22 protein-coding genes and 2 tRNA genes are annotated in these 24,812 nt (G+C 62.1%); 9 read left to right on the top strand and 15 right to left on the bottom strand.

The genetic code is table 11. The annotated features are described in order from the left end of the window. Positions 1 to 24 precede the first annotated feature (24 nt). Positions 25 to 621, bottom strand: a complete 597-nt coding sequence (locus tag ACLBKR_RS06845; protein WP_113339621.1) for a hypothetical protein — start codon at positions 619 to 621, stop codon at positions 25 to 27. 85 nt (positions 622 to 706) lie between these two features. Next, on the bottom strand, positions 707 to 2,161 hold the full coding sequence (locus tag ACLBKR_RS06850) for a TrkH family potassium uptake protein (RefSeq protein WP_112830235.1): 1,455 nt from the start codon (positions 2,159 to 2,161) through the stop codon (positions 707 to 709). A 100-nt stretch (positions 2,162 to 2,261) separates the two neighbouring features. Here ACLBKR_RS06850 and ilvA point away from each other — a divergent pair, with 100 nt between their 5' ends. Then, positions 2,262 to 3,512: a threonine ammonia-lyase gene (gene ilvA, locus ACLBKR_RS06855; RefSeq protein ID WP_414901086.1), complete on the top strand. Its 1,251-nt coding sequence runs from the start codon at positions 2,262 to 2,264 to the stop codon at positions 3,510 to 3,512. Here the strand turns inward: ilvA and ACLBKR_RS06860 are convergent. After that, on the bottom strand, positions 3,505 to 4,440 hold the full coding sequence (locus ACLBKR_RS06860; protein ID WP_414901088.1) for an alpha/beta hydrolase: 936 nt from the start codon (positions 4,438 to 4,440) through the stop codon (positions 3,505 to 3,507). The two genes, ilvA and ACLBKR_RS06860, sit on opposite strands and share 8 nt — an antisense overlap. Positions 4,441 to 4,509: 69 nt before the next feature. Continuing rightward, positions 4,510 to 5,520, bottom strand: coding sequence for a glycerophosphodiester phosphodiesterase family protein (locus tag ACLBKR_RS06865; protein ID WP_113339660.1), 1,011 nt, complete (start codon positions 5,518 to 5,520; stop codon positions 4,510 to 4,512). Positions 5,521 to 5,623: 103 nt separating this feature from the next. Here ACLBKR_RS06865 and ACLBKR_RS06870 point away from each other — a divergent pair, with 103 nt between their 5' ends. From ACLBKR_RS06870 to ACLBKR_RS06880, 3 genes are all read left to right on the top strand, one after another. Further along, a complete protein-coding gene (locus ACLBKR_RS06870; protein WP_113439064.1) occupies positions 5,624 to 5,947 on the top strand; it encodes an HlyU family transcriptional regulator in 324 nt (107 codons plus the stop codon). 285 nt (positions 5,948 to 6,232) lie between these two features. Further along, the gene (gene amt / locus ACLBKR_RS06875; protein ID WP_414901091.1) at positions 6,233 to 9,322 is read left to right on the top strand and encodes an ammonium transporter; all 3,090 of its coding nucleotides are present in this window, start codon (positions 6,233 to 6,235) and stop codon (positions 9,320 to 9,322) included. Positions 9,323 to 9,459: 137 nt separating this feature from the next. Then, the gene (locus ACLBKR_RS06880) at positions 9,460 to 10,722 is read left to right on the top strand and encodes a diguanylate cyclase (protein WP_414901093.1); all 1,263 of its coding nucleotides are present in this window, start codon (positions 9,460 to 9,462) and stop codon (positions 10,720 to 10,722) included. Here the strand turns inward: ACLBKR_RS06880 and ACLBKR_RS06885 are convergent. After that, positions 10,719 to 11,333, bottom strand: a complete 615-nt coding sequence (locus tag ACLBKR_RS06885; protein WP_112830231.1) for an FMN-dependent NADH-azoreductase — start codon at positions 11,331 to 11,333, stop codon at positions 10,719 to 10,721. The genes ACLBKR_RS06880 and ACLBKR_RS06885 overlap by 4 nt on opposite strands. Before the next feature lie 137 nt (positions 11,334 to 11,470). Here ACLBKR_RS06885 and ACLBKR_RS06890 point away from each other — a divergent pair, with 137 nt between their 5' ends. After that, positions 11,471 to 12,478, top strand: coding sequence for a LysR family transcriptional regulator (locus ACLBKR_RS06890; protein ID WP_113487599.1), 1,008 nt, complete (start codon positions 11,471 to 11,473; stop codon positions 12,476 to 12,478). 4 nt (positions 12,479 to 12,482) lie between these two features. On the opposite strand, the gene ACLBKR_RS06895 is transcribed toward ACLBKR_RS06890, so the two are convergent. Continuing rightward, the gene (locus tag ACLBKR_RS06895; protein WP_113442872.1) at positions 12,483 to 14,471 is read right to left on the bottom strand and encodes a bifunctional 2',3'-cyclic-nucleotide 2'-phosphodiesterase/3'-nucleotidase; all 1,989 of its coding nucleotides are present in this window, start codon (positions 14,469 to 14,471) and stop codon (positions 12,483 to 12,485) included. A 207-nt stretch (positions 14,472 to 14,678) separates the two neighbouring features. On the opposite strand from ACLBKR_RS06895, the gene ACLBKR_RS06900 reads away from it, so the two are divergent. After that, positions 14,679 to 15,449 (top strand): hypothetical protein, encoded by a 771-nt coding sequence (locus ACLBKR_RS06900; protein ID WP_162759003.1) that lies wholly within the window; start codon positions 14,679 to 14,681, stop codon positions 15,447 to 15,449. A 74-nt stretch (positions 15,450 to 15,523) separates the two neighbouring features. Here ACLBKR_RS06900 and ACLBKR_RS06905 read toward each other — a convergent pair whose 3' ends face one another. Together ACLBKR_RS06905 and ACLBKR_RS06910 are read right to left on the bottom strand one after the other, a co-directional pair. Continuing rightward, positions 15,524 to 15,859: a PilZ domain-containing protein gene (locus ACLBKR_RS06905; RefSeq protein ID WP_112830227.1), complete on the bottom strand. Its 336-nt coding sequence runs from the start codon at positions 15,857 to 15,859 to the stop codon at positions 15,524 to 15,526. 104 nt (positions 15,860 to 15,963) lie between these two features. Then, positions 15,964 to 16,425, bottom strand: coding sequence for an Lrp/AsnC family transcriptional regulator (locus ACLBKR_RS06910; protein WP_113339612.1), 462 nt, complete (start codon positions 16,423 to 16,425; stop codon positions 15,964 to 15,966). Between the two features lie 157 nt (positions 16,426 to 16,582). Here ACLBKR_RS06910 and ald point away from each other — a divergent pair, with 157 nt between their 5' ends. Further along, positions 16,583 to 17,701, top strand: a complete 1,119-nt coding sequence (gene ald, locus ACLBKR_RS06915; RefSeq protein WP_113339611.1) for an alanine dehydrogenase — start codon at positions 16,583 to 16,585, stop codon at positions 17,699 to 17,701. 103 nt (positions 17,702 to 17,804) lie between these two features. Here the strand turns inward: ald and ACLBKR_RS06920 are convergent, their stop codons facing one another. The 7 genes from ACLBKR_RS06920 to ACLBKR_RS06950 all read right to left on the bottom strand — a co-directional run bounded on the left by ACLBKR_RS06920 (position 17,805) and on the right by ACLBKR_RS06950 (position 24,014). Then, entirely contained in the window at positions 17,805 to 18,275 is a 471-nt protein-coding gene (locus ACLBKR_RS06920; RefSeq protein WP_113339610.1) for a DUF1203 domain-containing protein, read from the bottom strand. A gap of 172 nt (positions 18,276 to 18,447) precedes the next feature. Continuing rightward, positions 18,448 to 19,881 (bottom strand): 3-mercaptopyruvate sulfurtransferase, encoded by a 1,434-nt coding sequence (sseA, locus tag ACLBKR_RS06925; RefSeq protein WP_113339609.1) that lies wholly within the window; start codon positions 19,879 to 19,881, stop codon positions 18,448 to 18,450. A 39-nt stretch (positions 19,882 to 19,920) separates the two neighbouring features. Then, entirely contained in the window at positions 19,921 to 20,658 is a 738-nt protein-coding gene (locus ACLBKR_RS06930) for an alanyl-tRNA editing protein (protein ID WP_113339608.1), read from the bottom strand. Positions 20,659 to 20,662: 4 nt separating this feature from the next. Beyond that, positions 20,663 to 21,703 carry a cysteine synthase A gene (locus ACLBKR_RS06935; RefSeq protein WP_112830221.1) on the bottom strand — a complete coding sequence of 347 codons (1,041 nt, stop codon included), beginning with the start codon at positions 21,701 to 21,703 and terminating at the stop codon, positions 20,663 to 20,665. 215 nt (positions 21,704 to 21,918) lie between these two features. Beyond that, on the bottom strand, positions 21,919 to 23,361 hold the full coding sequence (locus tag ACLBKR_RS06940) for a cryptochrome/photolyase family protein (RefSeq protein ID WP_113487593.1): 1,443 nt from the start codon (positions 23,359 to 23,361) through the stop codon (positions 21,919 to 21,921). Between the two features lie 208 nt (positions 23,362 to 23,569). Beyond that, on the bottom strand, positions 23,570 to 23,791 hold the full coding sequence (locus ACLBKR_RS06945; RefSeq protein ID WP_113339606.1) for a hypothetical protein: 222 nt from the start codon (positions 23,789 to 23,791) through the stop codon (positions 23,570 to 23,572). A gap of 148 nt (positions 23,792 to 23,939) precedes the next feature. Continuing rightward, positions 23,940 to 24,014: transfer RNA gene (locus ACLBKR_RS06950), tRNA-Asn, on the bottom strand. Positions 24,015 to 24,175: 161 nt separating this feature from the next. Here ACLBKR_RS06950 and ACLBKR_RS06955 point away from each other — a divergent pair. Together ACLBKR_RS06955 and ACLBKR_RS06960 are read left to right on the top strand one after the other, a co-directional pair. Further along, positions 24,176 to 24,460 carry a hypothetical protein gene (locus tag ACLBKR_RS06955; RefSeq protein WP_112830218.1) on the top strand — a complete coding sequence of 95 codons (285 nt, stop codon included), beginning with the start codon at positions 24,176 to 24,178 and terminating at the stop codon, positions 24,458 to 24,460. A gap of 180 nt (positions 24,461 to 24,640) precedes the next feature. Beyond that, positions 24,641 to 24,714: transfer RNA gene (locus ACLBKR_RS06960), tRNA-Cys, on the top strand. Positions 24,715 to 24,812 lie beyond the last annotated feature (98 nt).

Genomic DNA, 24,812 nt, shown 5'->3' on the forward strand with positions numbered 1-24,812 from the left:
GGCTGGAAAACGACTGCAGACGGATCAGTTGCGCGCCGCGACGGTGAAGGGTTGCTCGAAGCTGGTCGATCGCCGACCGAGCGTGTCGTTGACCGTATACCGCAGACGATAGGCACCTGGAGCGGCGCCGTCGACGTCGAGCGTCAGATGTGTGTAGATTTCCTGGTTGCGGACAAAGCCGGCGAAAGAAAAGGTGCCGAAATTCTTCTGGCCGGCCAGGATTTCACCCTTGCTGTCGATCAGTTCGAAATCGACCGTGAAGGCGGAATGCTGCAGGCCGTCCTCCTGCCGCTGCCAGGTAAGGCCGATAAGCTCGATATAGGTAATCAGCGGTTCGCCGGCTTCGAAGACAGGTTCCGCTTTCGGCCGGTAGGAGCCGTAAGCCTTCGGCTTTTCGCTCACGAAGGCGGCCTTGCCGATGGTCAGGGGCATCATGGCGGTAAAATCGCCGAGCGCGTCGCGCATGGTCTCGAAGGCACGGATGAAATCGCCCTTGTCCGCCGTCTTCTCGGCCTCTGCCGCGGCCGTGGCGAGCATGCCGGCCAGAGCACCCGACGCGGCGAGGCTGAGACACGCGGCAATCGCCACCCGTTTCAGCGCATTGTGAATGATCTTCCCCATGTGCACGACATCCCCGCCTGCGAGTCACCGGTACCCAGTCTGGAAAAAAGCGGCGTGCCGTCAAGCGGGCGAAATTCTGTTTTCGTCAGTTGCGCCAAAAGACCGGCATCAGCAGGACGAGGACCGTCAGAACCTCCAGACGACCGAGCAGCATCAGAAGGGACAGGAGATACAGTTCAGGATCGTTGAGGCTCGCAAAATTGCCCACCGGGCCGATGAGCGGGCTGACGCCGGGGCCGACGTTCGAAAGCGCGGTGATGACGGCGGAAACCGATGTCGCCATGTCGTAGCCGAGGGCCGCCATGGCGAGGCTGCCCACGACCCAGAGAAAGATATAGGCGCTGAAGAAAAGGAAGATCGTTCTTTGCGTTTCGGCGTCGACCGTCTGGTTGCCGTAGCGCACCGAATAGACGGCATTGGGATAGATGAGCTTCTTGAGGCCGGTTGTGACGATATTGAACAGGATGACGAATCGATATGCCTTGATGCCGCCCGCCGTCGACCCTGAGCATCCCCCCATGAAGGTGGCGAAAAACGCCGCCATGACGGTGAATGGCCCCCAGCCGAGATAGTCCTGGCTGGAAAAGCCGGTCGTCGACAGGAGAGAGGAGAAGTTGAAGAAGCCGTGGGTTATGGCGTCCCGAAGGGGTTCGCCGTTGCGCAGATGGTTGTAGAGCGCCGTGGAAACGGAAAAGGCGCAGAGATAGCCGAGAAACACGCCGATCTGCGGGTCGCGAAGCGCGTCGAGGCGACCGCGGACCACGAAGACGATGAGAATCGAGAACGGCAGGCTCGAGATCGTCATGAAAAAGGTCGAAACCCACAAAACGGCATCGCTCTTGAAATAGTCAAACGAAGCGTCGTGGGTGGAAAAGCCGGCGGTGGCAACCGTCGCGAAGGCATGGTTGATCGCATCGAAGCGGCTCATGCCGGCGAGTGCGTAGCCGATGGCGCAGGCGAGCGTGATGCCGACATAGATGGCCATGAAGGCGCGGGTGAAGGTTGCCAGCCGGGCGAACGGCTTGTCGCCGGTATCGGAGGATTCCATCTTGAAGAAGGACATGCCGCCGACCCTGAGGAAAGGCAGCACGAACAGCCCGAGTGCGACGATGCCGATGCCGCCGAGCCAGGCGAGCAGCGAGCGCCACATCAAAAGCCCCGGCGGCATCGAATCCAGCCCGACGATCACCGTCGAGCCGGTGGTGGTGATGCCGGAGATGGATTCGAACAGCGCCTGCGCGAAATCGAGCCGCGGGCCGGAGAACATGAACGGTATCGCGCCGACCAGCGAGAAGACGGCCCACAAGACGTTGACCAGAAGAAAGCCGAGCCGCTTGGTAAACGTGGGCGGGGCGCCGCGCGTTGCCATCGCCGCGAGCAGGGACAGTCCGCCGACCATGAAGGCGCAGGTGGTGAAGACCCGCCAGTCCGGATGGCCGTAATAGAGATCGACCATCGCCGGAACCAGCATAGCTGTCGAAAGATAGAGCCCGCAAAGGGAGGCGATATAGACAACGGATCGCAGAGTGCTGGCGTTCAAGGATCGAAGCTTCCATTTCGTCGTCGGACAAACAGGCTTTGTCTCCGCCGCCTGTCTATGCCATAGCGAGACGGACCTGAAAATTCAACGGATGGAAAACGTGACGCACAAGGACGTCGATGCAGCGCTCGAAGCCATGCGGGGCCTCTTTCCCGCCACGCCGCTGCAGTTCAACGAGCATCTGAGCGCCCGGCACGGGGCGAATGTCTACCTGAAGCGGGAGGATCTGACGCCGGTGCGGTCCTACAAGATCCGCGGCGCCTTCAACTTCCTGCGCAAGATCGTGGCGGACGGCGCCGGGGGCAAGACCTTCGTTTGCGCCTCCGCTGGCAATCATGCCCAGGGCTTTGCCTTCGTCTGCCGGCATTTCGGCGTGCCGGGCATCGTCTTCATGCCGGTCACGACACCGCAGCAGAAGATCGACAAGACCCGCATGTTCGGTGGCGAATTCATTACGATCCGGCTGTTCGGCGACATTTTCGACCAGTGCTACGCTGCCGCCCGCGAACATGTCGAGGCAATCGGCGGCTTCATGGTGCCCCCGTTCGACGACAGCGACATCATCGAGGGGCAGGCGACGGTGGCGGCCGAAATCGCCGAGCAGTTGCCGGAGGGCGTGACGCCTGACCTCGTCGTCGTGCCGGTCGGCGGCGGTGGCCTTTCCGCCGGGATGACCGGCTATCTGGCCGACCGTCTGGAGCCCGCAACCTTCCTCTTTGCCGAACCGGCCGGCGCGCCGAGCCTGAGGACGAGTCTCGAGGCAGGAGAGATCGTTACCCTGTCGAAGGTTGACAACTTCGTCGATGGTGCGGCCGTCGCCCGTATCGGCGACCTGAATTTCGCCGCGCTCAAGGGATTTTCGCCCCAGCAGGTGATGATCGTGCCGGAGAACGCGATCTGCGTGACCATGACCGACATGCTCAATGTCGAGGGTGTCGTGCTGGAGCCGGCGGGCGCGCTGTCGATCGCCGCGCTTGACCTTCTGCCGCGCGAGCGGCTCGAAGGCAGGACGGTTGTCGCCGTGGTTTCCGGCGGCAATTTCGACTTCGAACGTCTGCCGGACGTCAAGGAACGGGCCATGCGCTATGCGGGACTGAAGAAATACTTCATCCTCCGCCTGCCGCAGCGGCCGGGCGCGCTCCGCGATTTCCTCAATCTGCTTGGGCCGGACGACGATATCGCCCGCTTCGAATATCTGAAGAAATCCGCCCGCAACTTCGGCTCGATCCTGATCGGCATCGAGACGAGCCGGCGCGAGAATTTCGCCGAACTGGCGGTCCGTTTCGAAAAAGCCGGCCTCGGCTACGAGGACATCACCGAAAACGACATCCTCGCCAACCTCATCATCTGAGCGCCGGCAGTCCGCCGAGCCAGTCGACGATGGCGCGGGCAAGCGGCGCGGTCGTTGCCGGCGACAGCGCATCGCCGGCGACCACGTGCCGTTCCGGGTCTCCGACCGGGCCGGGGTCGAGAAGCCGGTGGGGAGCGCCCCAGCGGCTTGCAACAGCCGCGGTCTTGTCGAAGCGGACGACGCGGTCGGACGGCGACTGGATGAAGAGGGCCGGCACCGCGATGCTTTCCACCGGGCAACGGACGGCAAGCCGCACGATACGCGCCATCGGCAGCAGCGCTTCGACCGGGTAGACCGTCGTCCAGAGCGCTGCGTGGGCAGCATTGACCGGTTCGAACCGCCGGTGCGATCCGAGCAGCAGACGAGCAATCCCACGGGCGAAGGGGAGCGTCAGCAGGAAGGCTCCGCGATTGGCGATGCCGTAGTTCGGGGACAAAAAAACCGCCGCCGCAACGCGCCCTGAAAATCGCGGCAGCGTCATGGCGTAGGTGGCAAGCGAGGCGCCGGTCGAGCAGGCGATCAACACGACCTTTTCCCCAAGACTTTCTCCGATCGCCAGCGCTTCCGCATAGTCGTCCAGCCATGCTTCGACGCTGGCATCCGCCATGGCATCGCCCGAGCGTCCATGACCGGTGAGCCGGGTAAGGAAGAGATTGGCGCCAAGCGAAGCGGCGATCAGGTCGGGCAGGGGACGCAGTTCGCCTGCCGTCGCGGAGAAGCCGTGGATATAGACAATGGAGATCCCCGTTCGCGTCCGGTTTGCCGGGTCCGCCCGGACGATCTGTTTCATCGCATGCGGCCGGATATCCGCAAAACGCGCCTCGGACGATGCGAGATAGGCCTCGGGATCGCCGCCGATTGCCGCCGGATCGAAATGCTGCGCGAAATCGCCGGATGGGCGGGAAATCGGCGGGAGAAGCTTCGGCATGGGGGTAGCCCGTTCCGCTTGCTGGACACGCTCGACGGTAGCCCAGCGGCGCAGAAAGGCAAGACCGTGTCAGCGGTTGCACAGCCGCGATGCCGGGCTCCTGTCGCAATAGCCGCTTTCCCGTGCGAGCGCCGCCGTCTTTTCGATGCGGTTGGTCCATACATAGCCGGCAAAGCCTGCGGGTACGCTTTTCCATTGTGCGATATCGTCGATGCCGCTGGAGCCGGGATCGCCGGCAGCAATCGGCCCGAGCAGCAGGACTTCGGAACCCGCCGCGGCCATGCGGTTGTAGAAGCGTTCCGGCCATCCCCACAGGAACGGTGCATAGTTGACCGGCACCGGCACCAGCGCATTGCGGCAGGCCTCCGGCACATACCCGCTCCAGCCCGTCGCCAGGTAGCCGAGCAGGCAGGACTTGGCGGAGGACTTGCCGTAGCCTTTAAGACCGGCGACGCTGGCGACCGCTTCATTCGTCGGTTCCTCGCCGCCATAGACGCCGAAAATCCTTTCGCGCAGCGCCGGGTCACCGAGCAGCCGCGCCAGTTCCGCACCTTCTTCCGTTCGGCGGCTTTTGAAGTTGATGAGAAAACGGCCCTGCGGCAATGTCGTCAACACCTCGTCGAGCGTCGGCATCAGGCCGATACCGGTGCCGCGAAACGGAAAAGTCCGGCCTCCGTCGAAGGTGTAGCCGTAGCCGATATCCAGCGTTTTCAGGAGGCTCATCGGCGTCTCTTCCGTGATGCCCGAGCCGTTCGTCCGGCAGTCGAGCGTCCAGTCGTGGAACACCGCGAATTCGCCATCCGGCGTCAGGTGCACGTCGAGTTCCACCACATCGGCACCCGAAGCGAAGGCAGCCTGCATGGAGGGCAGGGTGTTTTCGAGAAGCGGATGCTCCGGCTTGTAGATCCGGCTCGCCGTGCAGCTCTCGCCATCGAGGCCGGTGCGGTCGAAAAGCTGGTGTTGGCCGCGATGGGCGATCAGTCTCGGGCCGTCTCCCGCGGGGAAGTGGCTGAACAGGCTGGTATTGCCGACGAAAAGGCCGATGACGAGAAGAAATATCGCGAAGATGAAATAGCGCATGTCCATGCCTTTGAGACCGAAAGCGCGAAGGCTTCATTCGCTTTCCGGCGAATCCATGGCCGCGGGACTTTTTCTCCGGCGAGCGATGTGATAGCCAATCGCCATGGCTTCCTTTCTTTCCAGCATCCTGTCCGTTTTCACCGGTGGCTCCAAGGGACCGGCACCTGCCGCTCCGGCCGCCGAGCCTCAATCCTATCAGGACTGCCTGATCCACGCGGCTCCAATCCGTGAAGGCAGCCAGTACCGGCTGGCCGGACGGATTGAAAAACAGGTGAACGGCGAGACGCTGGAACGTTCCTTCATTCGCGCCGACATCTTCACCTCGCTCGACGACGCGCTCGAATGCACCTTCCGCAAGGCGCGCCAGATCATCGACCAGAACGGCGCGTCCCTTTTTTCCGACGGCGAGAAGTCGCGTTCGGTCTGAACAGGAAATGCCCAGTCCGCCCGGGGGCGAAACGCCTGTCCTGATTGCGTTTTGATCCTGGACCGCCCGGTGCGCCGGCAGCGCGTCCTTATCCTGAAAAAACATTAAGATCGATCACGCATTTTTAAGTGATTGCCGCTTGTATTGACCGATCAGGATACTTTCGAATCGGTTCGCGCCTTGCGATTTTCGCCTTTTTTTCGCCCGCTGTTTCGTCTCGTGACGGCGCTTCCCGTCGTTGTCATGACGCCCGGAGCGGTGTTTGCGAGCGACGCTGGGGCTGGAATGGATTTCCCGGCGGCCGATCTTGCCTGGATGATGGCGGCGGCCGGCATGGTGATGATGATGCAGGTGGGCTTCCTTCTGCTCGAAGCCGGCATGGTTCGTTCCAAGAATTCGATCAACGTCGCGCAGAAGAACCTTCTCGACTTCGTCTTCGGCGCGGTCGCCTTTGCCGCGGTCGGTTTCATGTTCGCGTTCGGTCGCTCGGCATGGCTGCCGATCGGCATTGAAGACAGTTTCTTTTTCCTGCGGAACCTCGATAGCCGAGAGGCTGCCTTCTTCGTGTTCCAGGTGATGTTCTGCGGCACGGCCGCAACCATCGTCTCCGGCGCCGTCGCCGAGCGCATGAAGCTTGCCGCCTATGTCCTTGGCTCCATTTTCCTGTCGGCCTTCATCTACCCGGTTTTCGTGCATTGGGTTTGGGGCGCCGCCATGGCTCCCAATTCCGGGGCGTTCCTCGCCAATCTCGGTTTCATCGATTTTGCCGGCTCGACGGTGGTTCATGCGACCGGCGGCTGGATATCGCTTGCCGCCTGTATCGTGATTGGTGCGAGACATGGCCGTTACGATGACGCAGGGAGGCCGGTGCGCATCGCAGGACACAGTCCTGTTCTGTCGACGACCGGGGCTCTCATCCTGTTCTTCGGCTGGATCGGCTTCAATGGCGGCTCGACGCTGTCGGCCAATGCGGACGTCGCGCCGATCGTCCTGAATACGGTGCTTGCCGGCGGCATGGCCTGCTGCGTCGGCTATGTGCTCGGCTATATGCAGGATCGCATCGTGCTTCCCGAGAAATCGCTCTGCGGCATGCTGGGCGGCCTTGTGGCCGTTACTGCCGGCTGCCATGTGCTCGAACCCGGCGGCGCGCTGATCGTCGGCGCTCTGGGTGCGGTGGTCGCGATCCTCGGCAATGACTTCCTCGAGCGCAGACTGGGCGTCGACGATGCCGTCGGTGCTGTCGGCGTTCACGCCTTCGCCGGGGTCGCGGGCACGATTGCGCTGGCCTTTCTGGCTCCGGTCGAGCGTCTGCCGGCCGGAGGCCGTTTCGATCAGTTCTACGTCCAGGCCTTCGGCGCCGCGCTGAATTTCTACTGGGCATTCGGTTTCGGCTGGCTCTTCTTCAAGCTCCTCGACCTAACGATGGGGATCCGCGTGTCGGGCGAGGTCGAGGAAATCGGCCTCAATGTTGCCGAACACGGCAGCCGTCTGGGCGTCGGGCATGTCGAACAGGCGCTATCCGATCTCGTCACCGGTACGGCGGATCTCAGCCACAGGTTGCCGGTGGAGGCGGGTGACGAGGCGGAAAAGCTGACGGCACTCTTCAACCGGCTGATGGACAAGATAGAGGTCGGCGAGCGGGCGCGGGAAGAGGCGCAGGCCCTGAAGCGCGACGATGAGGAGGCCGAAAGGGTAACCGCCCTCGCCAACGCCACCTTCGAGGCGATCGTCATTCACTGCGACGGCGTGGTGGTCGACGGCAACGACCAGCTTGCGGAACTGGTGGGAACGCCGCTTCAGGATCTCCTCGGATACCCCATCGACCGCCTGCTTATAGTGCGCGGTCCCGATGACGCCGGCGAGATCGCCCGTGATGGAAGCGACTTCGACGGGGAGATCGGACTGCTTCGCGTCGACGGCGAACTCGTGCCGGTCGAGGCCAAGGGGCGCGAGATCGTCTATCGCGGCCAGACGATGCGGATCGTCTGCCTGATCGATCTTCGTGAGCGCAAGCGCGTCGAGAACCAGATCCGCTATCTCGCCCAGCACGACCCGTTGACGTCCCTGCCAAACCGGGCGCTGTTCAACCAGAAACTTGCCGAGAGCGTTGCCGACGTCAGGCGGCTCGGCGGATGCGCCGTCCTCATGATCGACCTCGATCATTTCAAGGACATCAACGACATTCATGGTCACCCGGCCGGCGATGCCGTGATCCGCGAAACGGCCGACCGGCTGCAAAGGCTTCTGGGACGCAATGACATAGCGGCGCGTCTCGGCGGCGACGAATTCGCCATCATCCTTTCCCGGGTGAATTTCGTCGCGCAGGTTGAGGACTTCTGTCACCGGCTGGCACAGTCCTTCCGCAAGCCGTTCGATATCGGCGCGGGAGACCTGGTCAAATGCGGCGCGAGCATCGGTGCAGCCATGTGCCCGGACCATGCCGAAACCGTGGAAGAACTGGTCGGCCGGGCGGATGTCGCGCTCTATCACGCGAAAAACGCCGGTCGCAACATCTGGCAGATTTTCAAGCCGGGCATGAACGCGCTGATCGAGAAGCGTCGTGCGCTGGAAGTCGATCTCGACGCAGGCATTGCGAAGGGTGAATTCGAACTCTTCCTGCAGCCACGTGTCGACGTCGTTTCCGCGGAGGTTACCTCCTATGAGGCGTTGCTGCGGTGGCATCATCCCGAACGCGGCATCGTCAGCCCGGTGGATTTCATCCCCGTGGCCGAGGCATCCGGTAATATCATCGCCCTGGGCGAATGGGTGATCCATGAAGCCTGCCGCATTCTGGCGCTGGAGGAGAACGTCGAGAAACTTTCGATCAATGTCAGCCCGATCCAGTTCCGTCATACGGATTTCCATCGCCGTCTCGACGATATCGTGCGCAGGGCCGGTGTCGACCCGCGGCGGCTGGAACTGGAAATCACCGAGAGCGTGCTGATCGACGACGACAAGCGGGCGCTGAAGATCCTCAAGGAACTCAAGACGAGCGGCTATGCGATTGCGCTCGACGATTTTGGAACCGGCTATTCCTCGCTGAGTTATCTCAGCCGCTACCCCTTCGACACGATCAAGATCGACCGCGGTTTTGTCGCCAATCTCGGGGATGAGGGCAGCGCCGAAGCGATCGTCCATTCGATCATCGATCTCGGCGGCCGGCTGGGCATGACGGTGGTGGCCGAGGGGGTGGAGACGCTGGAACAGGCCTCGTTCCTCGCGCGATCGGGTTGCGACGAACTGCAGGGCTACCTGCTCGGCCAGCCGCAGCCGCTGGAGCGGATCGCGGTTTCCGTTCCGGCCGAGGTGGTTGCCGGCCTTGCGCGCGAAAAGCGCAACGGGGGCGGAAGGCCGTCGGTCCTGGCGTCGTCGTGACGTCTCTACGTCCGAGGCATGTCGAAGCTTGGCCCGGCGGACATGCCGGACCGGATCTCGGCAGATCTTGTTGAAGTGCCGAAAAGCCTGATAATACAAAGCTGCAGCATCGTCCCCATGAATGAGGAACCGTGAGTATGGAGACGTGGAACCTGGCATTGTTCGTCAGTGAAGCCGTGCTCTATTTCGTGTTGATGACGGCCCTTCTCCATTTCCGTCACAGGATCGGGCTTGGCGTGTTTCTGACAGCGCTCGGCGTCATGCATTTCGTCGAGACGTATCTCGCGGCCGTTTTCTACATCGCACTACCCTTCGGCGTGGTATCGCCGGGCTCCTCCGTATTCTTCGCGGGCAAGCTGATGATGATCCTGATGCTCTACATCAAGGAGGACGCCTCGACGGTGCGCCAGCCGATATACGGGCTCTTCCTCGGCAATCTGGTGACGGTTGCGGTGGCGCAGCTTCTCCTGTTGCACCAGACGATCGAGCCGACGCCCGCCCAGGCTGCCGACATGCAGTTCCTGCGGGATATGGGCCTGCTGATGATCTGGGGAACGACGCTGCTCTATCTCGATTCGCTCGGCATAATCCTGCTCTACGAGCGGCTCGGGCGACCGATGTCGCGTCTGCCGGTGATACGGTTCTGGCTCTGCGGCGCCGTGGTGCTCACCTTCGACCAGGCGGGTTTCTTCTTGCTGCTGAGCTACCTCTTCAACGCACCGATGGAGGTCTTCTGGGGCGGTTGGAAGGCGAAAATGGTTTCCGTCGCGCTCTATGCGGCGATGTTTGCGCTTTACCATCGCCTGTTGCGCGGCGTCGGCGCGACGCAGGCGAGGCGTCCGATCCGCGATATTTTCAGCGATCTGACATTCCGGGAGCGCTACGAGGACCTGCTGGCGCGGACCGGACGCGACGTGCTGACCGGTGTCTTCGATCGGGGCCGCATGGAGATCGAGGGCCCGCACATGCTGTGCGATTCGCTCAAGGAGGGCGCGCCGGCCAGTCTGATGATTCTCGATGTGGACTATTTCAAATCGATCAACGACCGTTTCGGCCATCTGCGCGGCGACGATCTGTTGAAGACCATCGCGGGCTGCCTTCAGTCCGAGATAAGGCAGCAGGATCATCTCTTCCGCTTCGGCGGCGAGGAATTTGTGGTGATGTGCCCGCGCACGGGCTATGCGGAGGCCATGGTTATAGGCGAGCGGCTGTGCGCGATCATCCGCGACACGGTGCGCAATCCGTCTGGTGAGACGGTGACCGTCAGCCTCGGCATTGCTGCCGCCCCGGAGGACGGCAACAGTTTCAACGGCCTGCTATCGACCGCTGACGAGCGGCTCTATCGGGCCAAGGGCGAGGGCCGGAACCGGATCGTGGGCCGGCCGGCCGCCGAGGCTTAGGCAGCCTGCGCCAGTTCCTGAGCGCGTGCCTTTGCAGCGCCGATCGCCTTTTCGGCCGCTTCCGGACCGTAGGCGACACCTTCGATGCGAATCGCTTCGATGTCGGTGATGCCGATGAAGTTCAGCACGCGACGAAGATAGGGTTCGGCGAAATCGAAGGCGGCTGCGTCGCCGGAGTAGATGCCGCCGGAGGCGATGACGAGATAGGCCTTTTTGCCGGAGAGGAGGCCGACCGGGCCGTTCTCGGTATAGCGGAAGGTGCGGCCAGCGCGGGCGACATGGTCGATCCACGATTTCAGAATCGAGGAAATCCCGAAATTGATGAAGCCGGTGGAGATCACGATCGTGTCGGCATCGAGCAGTTCATCGACCGCAGCATCGGAAACGGCGATGACTTCGGCCTGGGCCGGAGTGCGGTCTTCGGGTGTCAGACGGATCGCGGCCGAGAAATCGGCGCCGATATGGGGCAGGGGAGCAAGCGAGAGATCGCGGTCGACTACGGTCATGTCTGGCGTCTTGCGGCGCAGTTCGTCGACAAGCTGCAGCGCGATCTTGGTGGAGAGAGAATCGTCGCCGCGGGTGCTGCCGCGGACAAGAAGGAGATTCGACATGGTTTGCCTCTTGATCTGGAATGGTTAGCCGCAGGTCCAGGGAGGAGACGTGTGCGGTGCAAGACACATAAGTCGCACGACCAATCGAAAAAACTGTGATAATATCGATCCGTTCAATCGATGAATTGGATGGAGTTATGCTGCCGAATCCCACGCTCGACCAGTTGCAGGTCTTTGTCGCCATTGCCGAAACCGGTAGCTTTTCCGCTGCCGCCAGACATCTCAACAGGGCGCAATCCGTCATCAGTTACACGATCGGCAATCTGGAGGCGCAACTGCAGTTGACGCTCTTCGAGCGCAGCGGCGTACGCCAGCCGGTGCTGACGGAGGCCGGCAGGGCGGTGCTGGAAGATGCCAGGCGCATCATTGCGGATCTCGACGGGCTGCGCGCTCGCACCAAGGCGCTGACCGAGGGGCTGGAGCCGCAATTGTCCGTGGCCGTCAGCGTCATGGTGCCGGAGTTCACGGTGCTCGAGGTGCTGACCCTGTTCCAGCGGCAGTTTGCCACCGTGCCGTTGCACCTGACGGTCGGCTCGCCCTTCCTCGTTGCCCGGATGGTGGAGGACGGGACGGCCGACATCGGCATCGGCGGCGCCACCAAGGAGGCCGTCAGCGGCGTTTCGGAACTCAAGATCGGCCATTCCTTCATCGTGCCGGTCGCCGCCCCCAAACATCGGTTGGCGATGCTGCGCAGGCGCCTGACGCTCGCCGACGTTCAGGAAGACGTTCAGATCATCGTTTCCGACACAACACGTCCGCTCGACAACAGCGGCTTCAACATCATCTCGCGGCGCAGATGGCGCGTGAGCGACATGGGCACCAAGCATCGACTGGTGCTGGCCGGTCTCGGCTGGGGTGGGGTGCCGCTTCCGATGGTACGCGACGATCTTGTCGAGGGGAGGCTGGTCAGGCTCGACGTCGAGCCCTACGAGCACTTCGAATATCCCCTGGCCGCGCTGTGGCGGGTCGCCACCCCGCCCGGCCCGGCGGGGCGATGGCTGGTCGACCGCATGGCGGAGCGGCTGTCGAACTGCCCCAACAACATGGCTGACGCCATGGCCCGCCTGGTGGAGGGCAATGAAACGGCGCCTGCCACACCCATGGGCAGGCCCGCTGCGGCGTCGCTGCGCGAAGTGGCCTGCTGAGCGGTCAGAGAATGAGCCGGAACCTGGCGAAGCCATCGGCGCCGTTGCCGGCATCTTCGATCCTTGCGCCCTTTACGGCAGCGGCATAGTCGCGGCCTTTCGGACCTGTCTCGAAGACCGCCGTCGTTCCTTCCATCGGTGCGAAGGTCCAGTTGCCGTCGGCGGAGGGATTGATCGTGCCCTGTTCGACGATGTAGCGCACGACGACGTCGCGGTTGGTGTCCGGCGCGACGAGGATCACCTTGTCGGCGGCGATTTCCGGGAACTTTCCGCCGCCTCCAGCGCGATAGTTGTTGGTGGCGACCACGAACTCCTGGCCGGGATCGATCGGTTTTCCGTCATACATCAGATTGACGATACGGCTCGTTTCCGGATGCACCGGCTTGCCGTCCTTGTCGAAGCGGGCGGGCTTCGACAGGTCGATCTGGTAGGAAACGCCGTCGATCACGTCGAAGTTGTAGGACGGGAAATCCGGATTGATTAGCGGCTGATCCTTCTCACCGGGCTTAAGCTGGTTGAATATGCCAGCCGACATTTCCAGCCAGTTCTTCACCTGCTCGCCCGTCACCTTCACCGCCTGTACGGTGTTGGGATAGAGATAGAGATCGGCGACGTTCTTGATGGCGATATCGCCGGCGGCGACGTCGGTATAATAATCGGCGCCGCCGCGTCCGCCCGCCTTGAAGGGGGCTGCGGCCGAAAGCAGAGGCAGGTCCTTGAAGGCGCTCTCCTTCAGCATGTCCTTCACATACCAGGTCTGGGCATTCGAGACGATCTGCACGGAAGGATCGTCCGCCACCAGTGCGAAGTAGGAATAGAGCGGCGCCGAGGTCTTGCCGACCGGCGTGCGCACATATTCGAGCGTTGCCTGATGCTCGGCCGCGACGCTGGCCTCCACCTCCGCCTTGTCGGTGACGTTGGCGACGATCTTGCGGCTTTCGTCGCGATGGTAGATCGGGCGCGCCTCCGAGGTGAAGTCGATGATCTTCCAGCCGTTGCCGTCCTTTTCGAGGAGCAGGTCGATGAGGCCCATATGCGATCCCCAGAAGCCCGCCATCACCGCGGGCTTGCCGAGCAGCGAACCCTTGACCGGGTCGGCGCCCGGCACATCAGTAAAATCCTTCGGCCCCGGGAAAACGAGGTGCTGGTGTCCGGTGAAGACCGCATCGATGCCCTCGACGCCGGCGAGATAGAGCGAGGCGTTTTCCATCCGGTCCGTCTGTCCGTGTCCGTCGATGCCCGAATGGGAAAGCGCAACGACGATGTCGGCGCCTTCCTCCTTCATCACCGGCACCCATGCCCGTGCGGCCTCGACGATGTCGCGCGTCTGGCCCTTGCCCTCGAGGTTCTTGGCGTCCCATACCATGATCTGCGGCGGCACGAAGCCGATGAAGCCGATCTTGATCGGGCTCGTCTGCCCGGCGCCGTCGCGGATCGATTTCTCGAGGATCACATAGGGTTTGAAATGCAGCTCGTCCTGTTTCGGATCGCTGGCGAGCTGGCCCTTGGTGAAATTCGCGCAGACGATCGGAAAATTCGCCCCCGCCAGGGTGTTGAACATGAAGTCCAGCCCGTAGTTGAACTCGTGATTGCCGAGCGTGCCGCAATCATAGCCGAGTACGTTCATCGCCTTGATGACCGGGTGGAGGTCGCCCGCCTTCATGCCCTTCTTGTAGGCCATGTAGTCGCCCATCGGATTGCCCTGGAGCAGGTCGCCATTGTCGACAAGGATCGAGTTGCCTGCTTCGGCCCGGATCGAATCGATCAGCGTTGCCGTGCGCGCCAGCCCCATCGTGTCGTTCGGCTTGTCGGCATAGTAGTCGTACGGCATCACGTTGACGTGGATGTCGGTGGTTTCCATGAGGCGCAGATGCGCCTGATTGCCGTTGGCCCGAGCTGCGAAGGGGTGCAGCGCGATCAGCGCGGTGGAGGCTGCGATGCCGCCCATGAACGAGCGGCGGGAGATCGGATGGAGGTCGATCAAAGACGGCATGGGGGGCTCCTTCATGAAAATCCTCTCGGGCCGGGAGAGTATGTCTGTTTTGCGAGAAGTGCATCCTGAAAATGACAGGGATGTGATGCCTGTGCGATCCCCACCGACATATGCGAACGATCACATTTATCTTTGGTTGTCTTTAAGAATAAAAGCAATTATAAGGTGAGTAATAGGGTGTAGGACAATTGCTTATAGGGGGGCAGAATGCAGTGGTGGAGTTCCATCTTTGTGGCTGGAGCCGTCGGGGGAATGTCGCCGGAACTGGCGCGTATGGCCGTTCGGGCGCAATCAGGCGAATTCGCGGTATGGTTGGCGAAGCTGGTTAACGAGCCGTCCTTTTCCATAGCCGTTCCGGTGATCGCTTCGCTCGGCATTCTGTTGTTGCTTGCCCTGATCGGCGGGCTCGTTGCGCACTACGTGCGCGAGGAAAGCAACGGCAAGGCCTTTCTGCTCGGTATCGGGGCTCCCGCCTTTGTCCTCTCCACCCTGGGTGCTGCGTCTTCGAACGATGATGTGACCAAGTTCACTTCTGTCATCCCCGCCGGGACGGCGATGAACGGCAGTTCCTTCCCGTTTTCCAGCGCTTTCGCCCAGTCAAAAACCGAGGCGCCGCCGGCCACGGTCCTGCTCGATGTCGGGGCGATCTCGGGTCCATGCGTTGAATGTCGCGTTGTCCTGCAGGACGCAGCCGGCCAGCAGCTGGCCACCCAGCCCATCGGCGCCGGTGAGAAACAGGTCGAGCTGGTCGTTCCCTCCGGTGCGGCGACCGCGACGATCGAGGGCGTCGGCGATACCAACAATGCGCAGTTCTCGCTGAGCGGCCTTGCGGAGAACCAGCCTGGAGCGGGCGGCACCGTCGACATCGAGGTTTCCCGCTCACGTAACTATCTGAACGATTTCCGCTATCTGCTCGGCAATGCGAGCATACAGCCGTTCGACATCGAATTGAAGCAATCCGCCCCCGCGACGCAATAGAGCGGGGGCGATTCCTCTCGCAGAGCACGGCGAACTCCCCGTCGCCAACAGGATTTTTCGCCGCCGTCGCTGGCTCAGCGGGTGAGAACCGGCCTAACTTCCTGGTGGAAATTGCGGAAATAGGCCGATATCTGTGCCAGCGCATTGGAATTTTGCTGGATCTGCACGCCGAGATAACCGCCATAAGCCCAGCGGACGGTCCCCTCGATCAGGCCGATGTCATCGGTCTGGATGATGACGTTGCTGCCCTTTGCCACGTGCAGGCGCCCCATCAGTTCGAGACCTATCCCGGTCCGGGAGATGTTGTAGATACGTCCCTCGGCTTCCTGATTGAGATGCCTGACCTTGCCCTTCATCCGCACGCGGCTGCGGTTGGCCTTGCGCCCTTCGACGTGAAGTCTGTGCTCCATCGCATACCCCCTTGATGTTCGGTTTCGGGGCAGAATGCAGGCAAGGCGTCGCCACCGGTTGAAAACGATCGCTAAAATCCGATCCGTTCTGCATTTTTCCCGCGTCAGAGACCGACATTCGGGCGGTCCATGACCTCGCGCAGCGCAAAGCTGGAATTGATCTTGACCACATGCGGCAGGGCCGAGAGCCAGTCCCGGTGAATCCGTTCGTAATCCTCCAGATCCTTGGCCGCGACCCTGAGGATATAGTCGTATTCGCCGGACATCAGATAGCAGACGAGCACGTTGGGGCAGCGTTTGACCGCCGCCTCGAACTCGTTGAGCGTCTTGGCGAACTGTCCCGACAGCGAGATATGGACGATCACCATCATCCTGTACTCGATCGCCTTGTTCGACAGCCGCGCGTGATAGCCGCTGATGACACCCGTCTTTTCGAGAATGTCGTGTCGCCGGGAACAGGCCGAGGGACTGAGACCCACCTTCTCGGCGAGTTCGGCATTGGTGATGCGGCCGTTTTTCTGAAGCTCCTTCAGAATGGCAAGATCGATGCTGTCGAGTTCACTCATTCGTGTAACCTTCGAACTTTATAGGTATCTACGCAATTTTCTGCGAATGAGCCCTTCTTGGCAATCCGATTTTGCAAGGACATTCCACCCGTTCGATGCTTCAATTTCTCGCCTTCAACCACAGACCGGCGCGAGGCCGGCAAGAAGAGAGGAACCCATGCGCGTAGGCTGCCCCAAGGAAATCAAGAACCATGAATACCGGGTCGGACTGACGCCCGGCGCCGTACGGGAATACGTGGCCCATGGTCACGATGTTCTGATCGAAACGGGGGCGGGGGCCGGCATCGGCGCCGACGACGGCGCCTATATGGCGGCCGGCGCCAGGATCGCGGCAAGTGCGAAGGACGTGTTCGACAAGTCCGACATGATCGTCAAGGTCAAGGAGCCGCAACCCTCCGAATGGGTGCAACTGCGCGAGGGCCAGATCCTCTATACCTATCTGCACCTCGCGCCCGATCCGGAGCAGACCAGGGGGCTTTTGGAGAGCGGCGTGACGGCGGTCGCCTACGAGACCGTCACCGACGATCGCGGCGGCCTGCCGTTGCTCGCGCCTATGTCGGAAGTGGCGGGACGTCTCGCCATCCAGGCAGGCGCGACGGCGTTGCAGAAGGCGAATGGCGGTCGCGGCATCCTGCTCGGCGGCGTTCCGGGCGTCCTGCCGGCGAAAGTGACCGTGATCGGTGGCGGCGTGGTCGGCCTGCATGCCGCCCGCATGGCCGCCGGCCTCGGTGCGGACGTGAGCATTCTCGACCGTTCGCTACCGCGCCTTCGTGTGCTCGACGAACTCTTCGCCGGTCGGGTGCACACCATCTATTCGACGATCGACGCGCTGGAACAGGAAGTCTTTTCTGCCGATCTCGTGATCGGCGCAGTGCTGATCCCCGGAGCGGCCGCGCCGAAACTCGTGACCCGCGAGATGCTGTCCGGCATGAAGAAGGGAGCGGTTATCGTCGACGTGGCGATCGACCAGGGCGGCTGCTTCGAGACGTCTCACGCCACCACGCACTCCGATCCGACCTACGAGATCGACGGCGTCGTACATTACTGCGTCGCGAACATGCCGGGCGCCGTTCCCGTGACATCCGCCCATGCGCTCAACAATGCCACGCTGGCGCATGGTCTTGCTCTCGCCGACAAGGGCCTGCGCGCGATCGCCGAAGACCGGCACCTGCGCAATGGCCTCAATGTGCACAGGGGTCGTGTCACCAACAGGCCCGTCGCGGAAGCGCTCGGATATGATCTTCAGGCGCCGGAGCTGGCGTTGAACGTCGCCTGAGAAAAGACTGCCACGGCAAGCGCGATGTCAGGTCCGCTTCTTCGGCGTGGTCGTGGCCGAAAGGGCCGGCTCTTCTATCAGCCGGCCCTTTTTTCGTTCCCAGTCAGGCCCGGTCGATCCGGCATTGATAACAATTGTTACGGGCGGAGCGGACATGCACATAGGCAATGTCCGGCCGTGCCAGAAGTTCGGCGGCGCGTGCGCTGACGTTCTCGCGAAGGGTGACGGCGCCCGTGCCGTAAACGATGCGGTCGTCATGACCGTAGCCGCGCAGGATGTAATCCGGACTGCTTTCGAGAATTGGCGGTACGTCTTCCCCTGCATGGCGAGGGCATTCCTCGGCATGCAGGAAAATCGGCCCGGTCTCGGCATAGGGCTGGAGAGCAGGGAAGGGGCGATAGGCAAGCGTGAGGTAGGGCTCGCCGTCCGCGATCTCGTCGAGGCAATGGCGGCAGGGATAGCCGGAGCCGGTCGTCATGCGCCGCTCGGGTGCAAGACCGTAGGCATCCGCTTCCCCGCGTCGGTAGGACGCGGCCTGATCGCTTGGCATGGCGGTGAACGTGATGGTCGTCATGAGTGTGCTTCCTTGTGATGGAACCCCATTGTCCCGTTCGCAAGGAACCTCGCCCACCCGATTCTTGCCGTGCTGGCCGATATCCGCCAGGATTTCGCGGCTCTCCCTCTCTGCCCGCCCTCCTGGTTTCGACAACTCCGTCCGTCGCGGCTTTTTCGCGTTCAGGCCTGGATCAGAGCGCGGTGTTGTCGCGCTTGAGGAGCTGCAGGAGCTCGGTTTCGCTGATCGGGTCGACCAGCGCGCTGGAGGTTTCGACCGGAGAGAAGCCGAACTGCTGGTAAAGCTGCAGGGCGCGCGGATGATCCAGCGAATTGGTGGTCACGACCACTTTCTTCGGGTTGGCCTGCCAGGCGGAATAAAGCGCCTGCAGGAGGAACCACTTGCCGAGCCCGAGCCCGAGCGCATGTTCGATCAGCCCGAAATAGGAAAGCTCCACGAGTTCCTCGGTCTGCTGGGAAAGCTCGAAAAAGCCGGCCGGCGCTCCGTTGACGTAAAGCACGGATATGCTGACCCGGGGATCGTGGATCGTCGCTTTGAGTTCGGCGTCGGTCATCCTGAGCCGGGTATACCAGTGCCACCGGGCTCCGACCTGACGATGCAGGAAACGGTAGAAGGGCAGCGGAATCTCGTGCGTCCGCATGATGGCGGTCTGGATGTTGACCGGAACCGGCAGGCTGGCCTTCGGCGGCGCCGTCATTTCCAGCTTGGTCACGTGCGCGGTGAGGGGGCCGTGGGCCGAGGCGGCGATCGGCTCGGCCGGACCGGTGACGACAGGCGTTTCCTCCTTCGAGCCCCACTCCGACCATGAGCCGTCATAGAGCGTATTGTCGGTATGGCCGAGCGATTCCAGCGCCAGCGTGATGACCGCCGCCGTGACGCCGGATCCGCAGCTCGTGACCACGGGCGCGGAAAGATCGACGCCGGCGGTGGCGAAGATCGAGCGCAGGGTCGCCAGATCCTTCAGGTGACCGTTTTCCGACAGCACCGAGGAGGGAATGCTGCGGGCGCCCGGCATGTGGCCGGAGCGCATTCCGGCGCGGGGTTCCGCTTCCTGTCCGGTGAAGCGGCCGGCCGAGCGGGCGTCCGCGATCTGCCGCGAGCCGGTCTCGACGATATCCTGCATCTGCTGGAACGAGGTTACGCGCTTGCGGTCGAAGCTGATCTCGAAAATGGCGGGTTTCGGTTCCGGCAGGTCGGTTTCAAGCGGCCGGCCGCTCGCCTTCCAGCCGTCGAGGCCTCCGTCGAGGACATAGACGTTCTTCGCGCCCATGACGCGGAACATCCACCAGGCCCGCGGGGCAGCAAGGAAGCCGGGACCGTCGTAGACGACGATGGTGTCGCTGGCGGAAATGCCGAGCTTGCCGACTTCCTCGGCAAAATAGGACGGTGTGGGCAGAGTATGCGGCAGCTTGCTCGACTGGTCGGCTATCGCATCCTGGTCGAAGAACACGGCGCCCGGAATATGACCGGCGGCATATTCCGCCGCGCCGTTGCGATTATGGGCGGGCAGATACCAGGAGGCATCGACAATTCGGAATTCCGGCGCGCCGAGTTGTTTTTCCACCCAGTCGGCGGACACGACGAAACGGCTTTTCTCCGCGGGCATGCTCTTCTCCCAATGTTGAATGAGTCTCGACCCTTTGTGTCAGGCGGAAGCGTCCGGAGTGCCGAAGCGGATACGGAACCGCCGGTTTTCCCTGCCCTTTTTCTCGATCTTGGCGATATGAATCGCCCCGACCTCCTGGGTCTCCGAAACATGTGTGCCGCCGCAGGGCTGGCTGTCAACGCTCGAATTCTCGCCGATGCAGACAAGGCTGACGCGCCCCATGCCGACAGGCGGGCGAACATTCTTCGACTTGACGATGCCGGGATTGGCGATCAGTTCCTCGTCGGTGATCCACTGCACATAGATAGGGTGGTTTTCCGAAACGAGCCGCATCAACTCTGCGGTTACCTGATCCTTGTCGATCGTCTCCGTCATGTCGAAGTCGACCCGGCTCTCGTCTTCGCCGACCGCCGCGCCGGTGATCGGATAGGGGCAGACGACGGAGAGAAGATGGCAGGCGGCATGCATGCGCATCAGCTTGTAGCGCCGTGGCCAGTCGATATGCAGCACCAGCTTTTCGCCGACCGAGGGCAGGGCCTCCCCCTCGGCGACCTGATGCAGAATGATGTCCTTGGTCTCGCCGTGGCGGGTGAGGGCGACGGCGATCTTCGAGCCGTTGGCGCGCTCGAACATACCGGTATCCCCGGGCTGGCCGCCCGAGGTCGCGTAAAAACAGGTCTGATCGAGTTCGACCGCCCCACCTTCATGAACCGCCGTCACCATCGCTTCGCATGTCGAGAGATAGAAGTCGTCGCGGTAAAGAGCGGTGGTCGGCATGAGGTCACTCTGGAGATTCGAAGGGCAACGGGAACTGTGCCTTGTGCCCGATCCAGCCCGGTGCCGGCAGGTTCTTGGAACGCAGGAAATCCGGGTTGAAGAGCTTCGACTGATAGCGGGTGCCATAGTCGCAAAGCACGGTCACAATGGTATGGCCCGGACCGAGGTCGCGCGCAAGCCTGATTGCGCCGGCAATATTGATGCCGGAGGAGCCACCGAGGCACAGCCCCTCGTTCTCGACGAGGTCGAAAATGATCGGAAGCGCCTCTGAATCCGGGATCTGGTAGGCGAAATCGGGGGTGAAGCCCTCCAGATTGGCGGTGATGCGACCCTGGCCGATGCCCTCGGTGATCGACGAACCCGACGACTTCAGTTCGCCGTTCTTGTAGTATTCGTAAAGTGCGGCTCCCTCCGGATCGGCAATGCCGATCTTCACCTCCGGCTTGAGGTTGCGAAGGCCGGCGCCGGTTCCGGCAAGCGTGCCGCCGGAGCCGACGGCGCAGATGAAGCCGTCCACCTCGCCGTTTGTCTGCTCGTAGATCTCGCGGGCCGTGGTGGCGATATGCGCGTCGCGGTTCACGGTGTTGTCGAACTGGTTCGCCCAGATCGCGCCGTTCGGCTCGCTCTTGGCGAGCTGTGCGGCGAGCCGTCCCGAAAGCTTCACATAGTTGTTGGGGTTCTTGTAGGGGACGGCCGGAACCTCGACCAGTTCGGCGCCGAGCAGCCTCAGCGCGTCCTTCTTTTCCTGGCTCTGGGTTTCCGGGATCACGATGACGGTGCGATAGCCGAGCGCCCTGGCCACCAGCGTCAGGCCGATACCGGTATTGCCGGCCGTACCCTCGACGATCACCCCACCCGGACGAAGCAGGCCGCGGCGCTCCGCATCGCGGATAATGAAGAGCGCGGCGCGATCCTTCACCGACTGGCCCGGATTGAGGAACTCGGCCTTGCCCAGAATGGTGCAGCCGGTCGCCTGCGAAGCAGCCTTCAGGCGGATAAGCGGCGTATTGCCGATGGCTTCGATGACGGATGGATGAAATGCCATGGAGGATCTGCCTTCTCTTGCACGGAAGATAGGGCCAAAACCCTGATCGAATTTTTGACCCTAAGGGGGGACTTTTCCGGCCACAAGCGCACGATGGCAAGAAAACGCATTTCAACGCGGTCCCTGCTTCTGAAAAACCATGCCAAGCCGGAGGCGGTTTTGCCGGGGGCTCGATTGACGGCCCTCAAGGACCGAAATTATCGAAGGAGGTATTCTTAAAGCAGGGATTGATAGGCGGCCATCGCGATCTCCCGCGCCTTCCGGTGATCGACGATCGGAAGCGGGTAGCTCTCACCGAGCCTGATGCCCGCCTCGACAAGTACGGCCTGCGGTGCCTCGAACGGTTTGTGGATGTATCTGGCGTCGAGGCCGGCGAGTTCCGGCACGAAGCGGCGCACGTAATCGCCGTCCGGATCGAATTTTTCGCCTTGGGTGATCGGGTTGAAGATACGGAAGAACGGGGCCGCATCGGCGCCCGAGCCCGCAACCCATTGCCAGCTCGCCGCATTGGAGGCGGGATCGGCATCGACAAGTGTGTCGCGGAACCAGCGCTCGCCCTCCCGCCAGTCGATCAGCAGGTCCTTGACGAGGAAGGAAGCCGCAATCATCCGCACGCGGTTATGCATTGTGCCGTGCCGCCAGAGTTCGCGCATTCCGGCATCGACGATGGGATAACCGGTCCGACCCTCGGTCCATCGCCGGAAGAAATCCGGCGAGCCCGACCAGTAAAAGCGATCGAATCGCGGATTCCAGTTTCTCGTCGAAAGATCCGGGAAATGGAAAAGCAGGTGATAGGAGAAGTCGCGCCAGGCGAGTTCCTTGCGGAAATGAATGACGTCCTCCGTATCGATGCGTCCGCCAAGCCCCCGCGTGGCATGCCAGACCTCCGCCGGCGAGATTTCGCCGAACGCCAGATGGGGTGAAAGCTTCGAGGTGTGCGGCCGTGCCGGAAAGTCGCGTCCGTGACGGTAACCCGCAAGCCCCTCCTCGATGAAAGAGGCCAGTCGCTTTCGCGCGCCGGGTTCGCCGGGGTGCCAGACGTCGGAAAATTCCGCCGCCCAGTCGGGCTGCTGGGGCAGCAGCGTCCAGCACGCGATATCCTCGCTCCGCGGCCACACGGTCGGCCCCGCCAGGGAGATTGGCGCCGAAAGGGGCGCGGGCGGTTCGCCGGAGGCATCGAGTGCTTTCCAGAACGGCGTGTAGACGCGGTAAGGCGTTCCGCCGCCGGTCCGCATTCTGGATGGCTCGTGCAGCAGCTGACCGGAGAAGCTGCGCACCGTCAGCCCATGCGTGGTCAGCGTTTCCTTGAGCGCGGTATCGATAGCGACGCCCGGCGGGTCGTAGCGGCGGTTCCAATAGACTGCGGTCGCGCCGGTTTCCGCAATCAGCGATCCCAGCACGGCCTCGGCCGAACCGTGGCGCAAGGTGAGCCGGCTGCCGATTTCCTCGAGCGAGGTTGAAAGAGACACCAGGGAATGATGGAGCCACCAGGCCTGGGCCGCTCCGAGCGGCCCGGTTCCGGCCGCTTTGGGTTCCAGAATATAGACGGGAATGACCGGCCGGCCGTTTTCCCGCGCGGTGGCCAGTGCTAGATTGTCATGGAGCCGGAGATCCTTGCGGAACCAGACAAGGATCGGCGCCTGGCTGCGGGAAGTCATGAGGTATTGCCCGAATCTGCTGCGTCTTCATGAGTCTACGCGGTCGCGCGGCCGTGGATCAGAGCCATATGCAATTTTCCGCCTGCAACGCCGTCGGCGACCGCCAGGGCGATCCGCACGAGGGTTGCCGAGGCGCAAACAGCAAGGCGGGCGGACCGTCTCCGGCTCCGCCCGCAATGTTTTATCTCCGAAATGACGAAGGGTTTCGTCAGGCAGCCGTAAGGCGCGCCTGCCGTGCCTGCTGCTCGCCAATCATTTTCATGATTTCTGCCGCGCTTTCCCGGACATAGAGCCGATGAAGCTTTTCCGCGACCGGAGCGGTCGTCAGGAGGCAGGTGTATTTTTCCCTTTCGTACCAGCGGAAGTCCACCACATTGTCCATGTTCACGAAGAAGGGGAAGCCATCCCCGTCATGAAGCTGGAGCCACATATGTCTTTTCTCCTAATCAGAATATTATGGCTGTTTTGATATCAGGCAAAAATGAAGAGGGGGTTTCGCGCTGCCAAAAAGAGATGCCGCCAGCGGTCGGGGCGAAACGAAAAAGGCCCGCGCATCTCTGCGCAGGCCCTGAATTCTTTGGCTCCCCGGGTCGGATTCGAACCGACGACCTATCGATTAACAGTCGAGTGCTCTACCGCTGAGCTACCAGGGAACAACCGCTTGCCGCGGCGTGAGCGGGGTAATACAAATGCGCGTTCGATTTGCCAAGCGCTTTTTTGAAAAAAAATGTGACAGCTTGCATAATTTCTTCCGCTACCCATTTCTTGCGGGACGCCTTCCGGTGCGTTTTTCGATGAATCCAAAGGGTTTCGAATGGCTGGCAAAGGGAATTACCGTATCGATGGCGAGCGTGGAAAACTTGTGCTCGGCCGTTTCGAACTGCCGTTTCCCCGCTCTCGGGCCGGTCGCATCGCAACCGGGTCGCTGCTGATCGGCGGTGGCATACTGGGTTTCCTGCCAGTGCTCGGATTCTGGATGGTGCCTCTCGGTCTTCTCGTGCTTTCGCACGATCTTCCTGCCGTCCGCCGGAAAAGACGCCGGATGGCGATCTGGTGGCGCAAACGTTATCCACAGGTGAACCGGGCCGGGCGGGGCTGAGGACCACCGCTGCATGCGGCTCGCCGCTTGCTCGGGGAGCCTTTCCCCGCTGTTACATCGGTCATCTCGACGTGAGTGTAGTTTCGAACAATTAAAAGGTAGAATTTCGGAAAATCCCTCTTGCGGTTTCCCGGTATCCCGTCTAAATCCGCGCCACCACACGCTTTTAAGTTTGGAAATGGCCTCGTGGCGGAGTGGTTACGCAGAGGACTGCAAATCCTTGCACCCCGGTTCGATTCCGGGCGAGGCCTCCAATTCTCCTTTGCCTTCAGCCTATGTTATTGGGTTTTCGATGAAAAATCCGATTGGTGTGGCAACTTGAACCGTATGGGATGCCGAGGTGTGGCAATCT

It is taken from the genome of Paenirhizobium cremeum (assembly GCF_047553425.1).
Lineage (GTDB): Bacteria > Pseudomonadota > Alphaproteobacteria > Rhizobiales > Rhizobiaceae > Allorhizobium > Allorhizobium cremeum.

Excerpts from the sequence above, each read along its gene's own strand:
- ACLBKR_RS06845 (WP_113339621.1), bottom strand. The coding sequence starts at position 621 with ATGGGGAAGATCATTCACAATGCGCTGAAACGGGTGGCGATTGCCGCG.
- ACLBKR_RS06860 (WP_414901088.1), bottom strand. The coding sequence starts at position 4,440 with ATGCCGAAGCTTCTCCCGCCGATTTCCCGCCCATCCGGCGATTTCGCG.
- ACLBKR_RS06865 (WP_113339660.1), bottom strand. The coding sequence starts at position 5,520 with ATGCGCTATTTCATCTTCGCGATATTTCTTCTCGTCATCGGCCTTTTC.
- ACLBKR_RS06870 (WP_113439064.1), top strand. The coding sequence starts at position 5,624 with ATGGCTTCCTTTCTTTCCAGCATCCTGTCCGTTTTCACCGGTGGCTCC.
- amt (WP_414901091.1), top strand. The coding sequence starts at position 6,233 with ATGGATTTCCCGGCGGCCGATCTTGCCTGGATGATGGCGGCGGCCGGC.
- ACLBKR_RS06880 (WP_414901093.1), top strand. The coding sequence starts at position 9,460 with ATGGAGACGTGGAACCTGGCATTGTTCGTCAGTGAAGCCGTGCTCTAT.
- ACLBKR_RS06885 (WP_112830231.1), bottom strand. The coding sequence starts at position 11,333 with ATGTCGAATCTCCTTCTTGTCCGCGGCAGCACCCGCGGCGACGATTCT.
- ACLBKR_RS06890 (WP_113487599.1), top strand. The coding sequence starts at position 11,471 with ATGCTGCCGAATCCCACGCTCGACCAGTTGCAGGTCTTTGTCGCCATT.
- ACLBKR_RS06895 (WP_113442872.1), bottom strand. The coding sequence starts at position 14,471 with ATGCCGTCTTTGATCGACCTCCATCCGATCTCCCGCCGCTCGTTCATG.
- ACLBKR_RS06900 (WP_162759003.1), top strand. The coding sequence starts at position 14,679 with ATGCAGTGGTGGAGTTCCATCTTTGTGGCTGGAGCCGTCGGGGGAATG.
- ACLBKR_RS06905 (WP_112830227.1), bottom strand. The coding sequence starts at position 15,859 with ATGGAGCACAGACTTCACGTCGAAGGGCGCAAGGCCAACCGCAGCCGC.
- ACLBKR_RS06910 (WP_113339612.1), bottom strand. The coding sequence starts at position 16,425 with ATGAGTGAACTCGACAGCATCGATCTTGCCATTCTGAAGGAGCTTCAG.
- ald (WP_113339611.1), top strand. The coding sequence starts at position 16,583 with ATGCGCGTAGGCTGCCCCAAGGAAATCAAGAACCATGAATACCGGGTC.
- ACLBKR_RS06920 (WP_113339610.1), bottom strand. The coding sequence starts at position 18,275 with ATGACGACCATCACGTTCACCGCCATGCCAAGCGATCAGGCCGCGTCC.
- sseA (WP_113339609.1), bottom strand. The coding sequence starts at position 19,881 with ATGCCCGCGGAGAAAAGCCGTTTCGTCGTGTCCGCCGACTGGGTGGAA.
- ACLBKR_RS06930 (WP_113339608.1), bottom strand. The coding sequence starts at position 20,658 with ATGCCGACCACCGCTCTTTACCGCGACGACTTCTATCTCTCGACATGC.
- ACLBKR_RS06935 (WP_112830221.1), bottom strand. The coding sequence starts at position 21,703 with ATGGCATTTCATCCATCCGTCATCGAAGCCATCGGCAATACGCCGCTT.
- ACLBKR_RS06940 (WP_113487593.1), bottom strand. The coding sequence starts at position 23,361 with ATGACTTCCCGCAGCCAGGCGCCGATCCTTGTCTGGTTCCGCAAGGAT.
- ACLBKR_RS06945 (WP_113339606.1), bottom strand. The coding sequence starts at position 23,791 with ATGTGGCTCCAGCTTCATGACGGGGATGGCTTCCCCTTCTTCGTGAAC.
- ACLBKR_RS06955 (WP_112830218.1), top strand. The coding sequence starts at position 24,176 with ATGGCTGGCAAAGGGAATTACCGTATCGATGGCGAGCGTGGAAAACTT.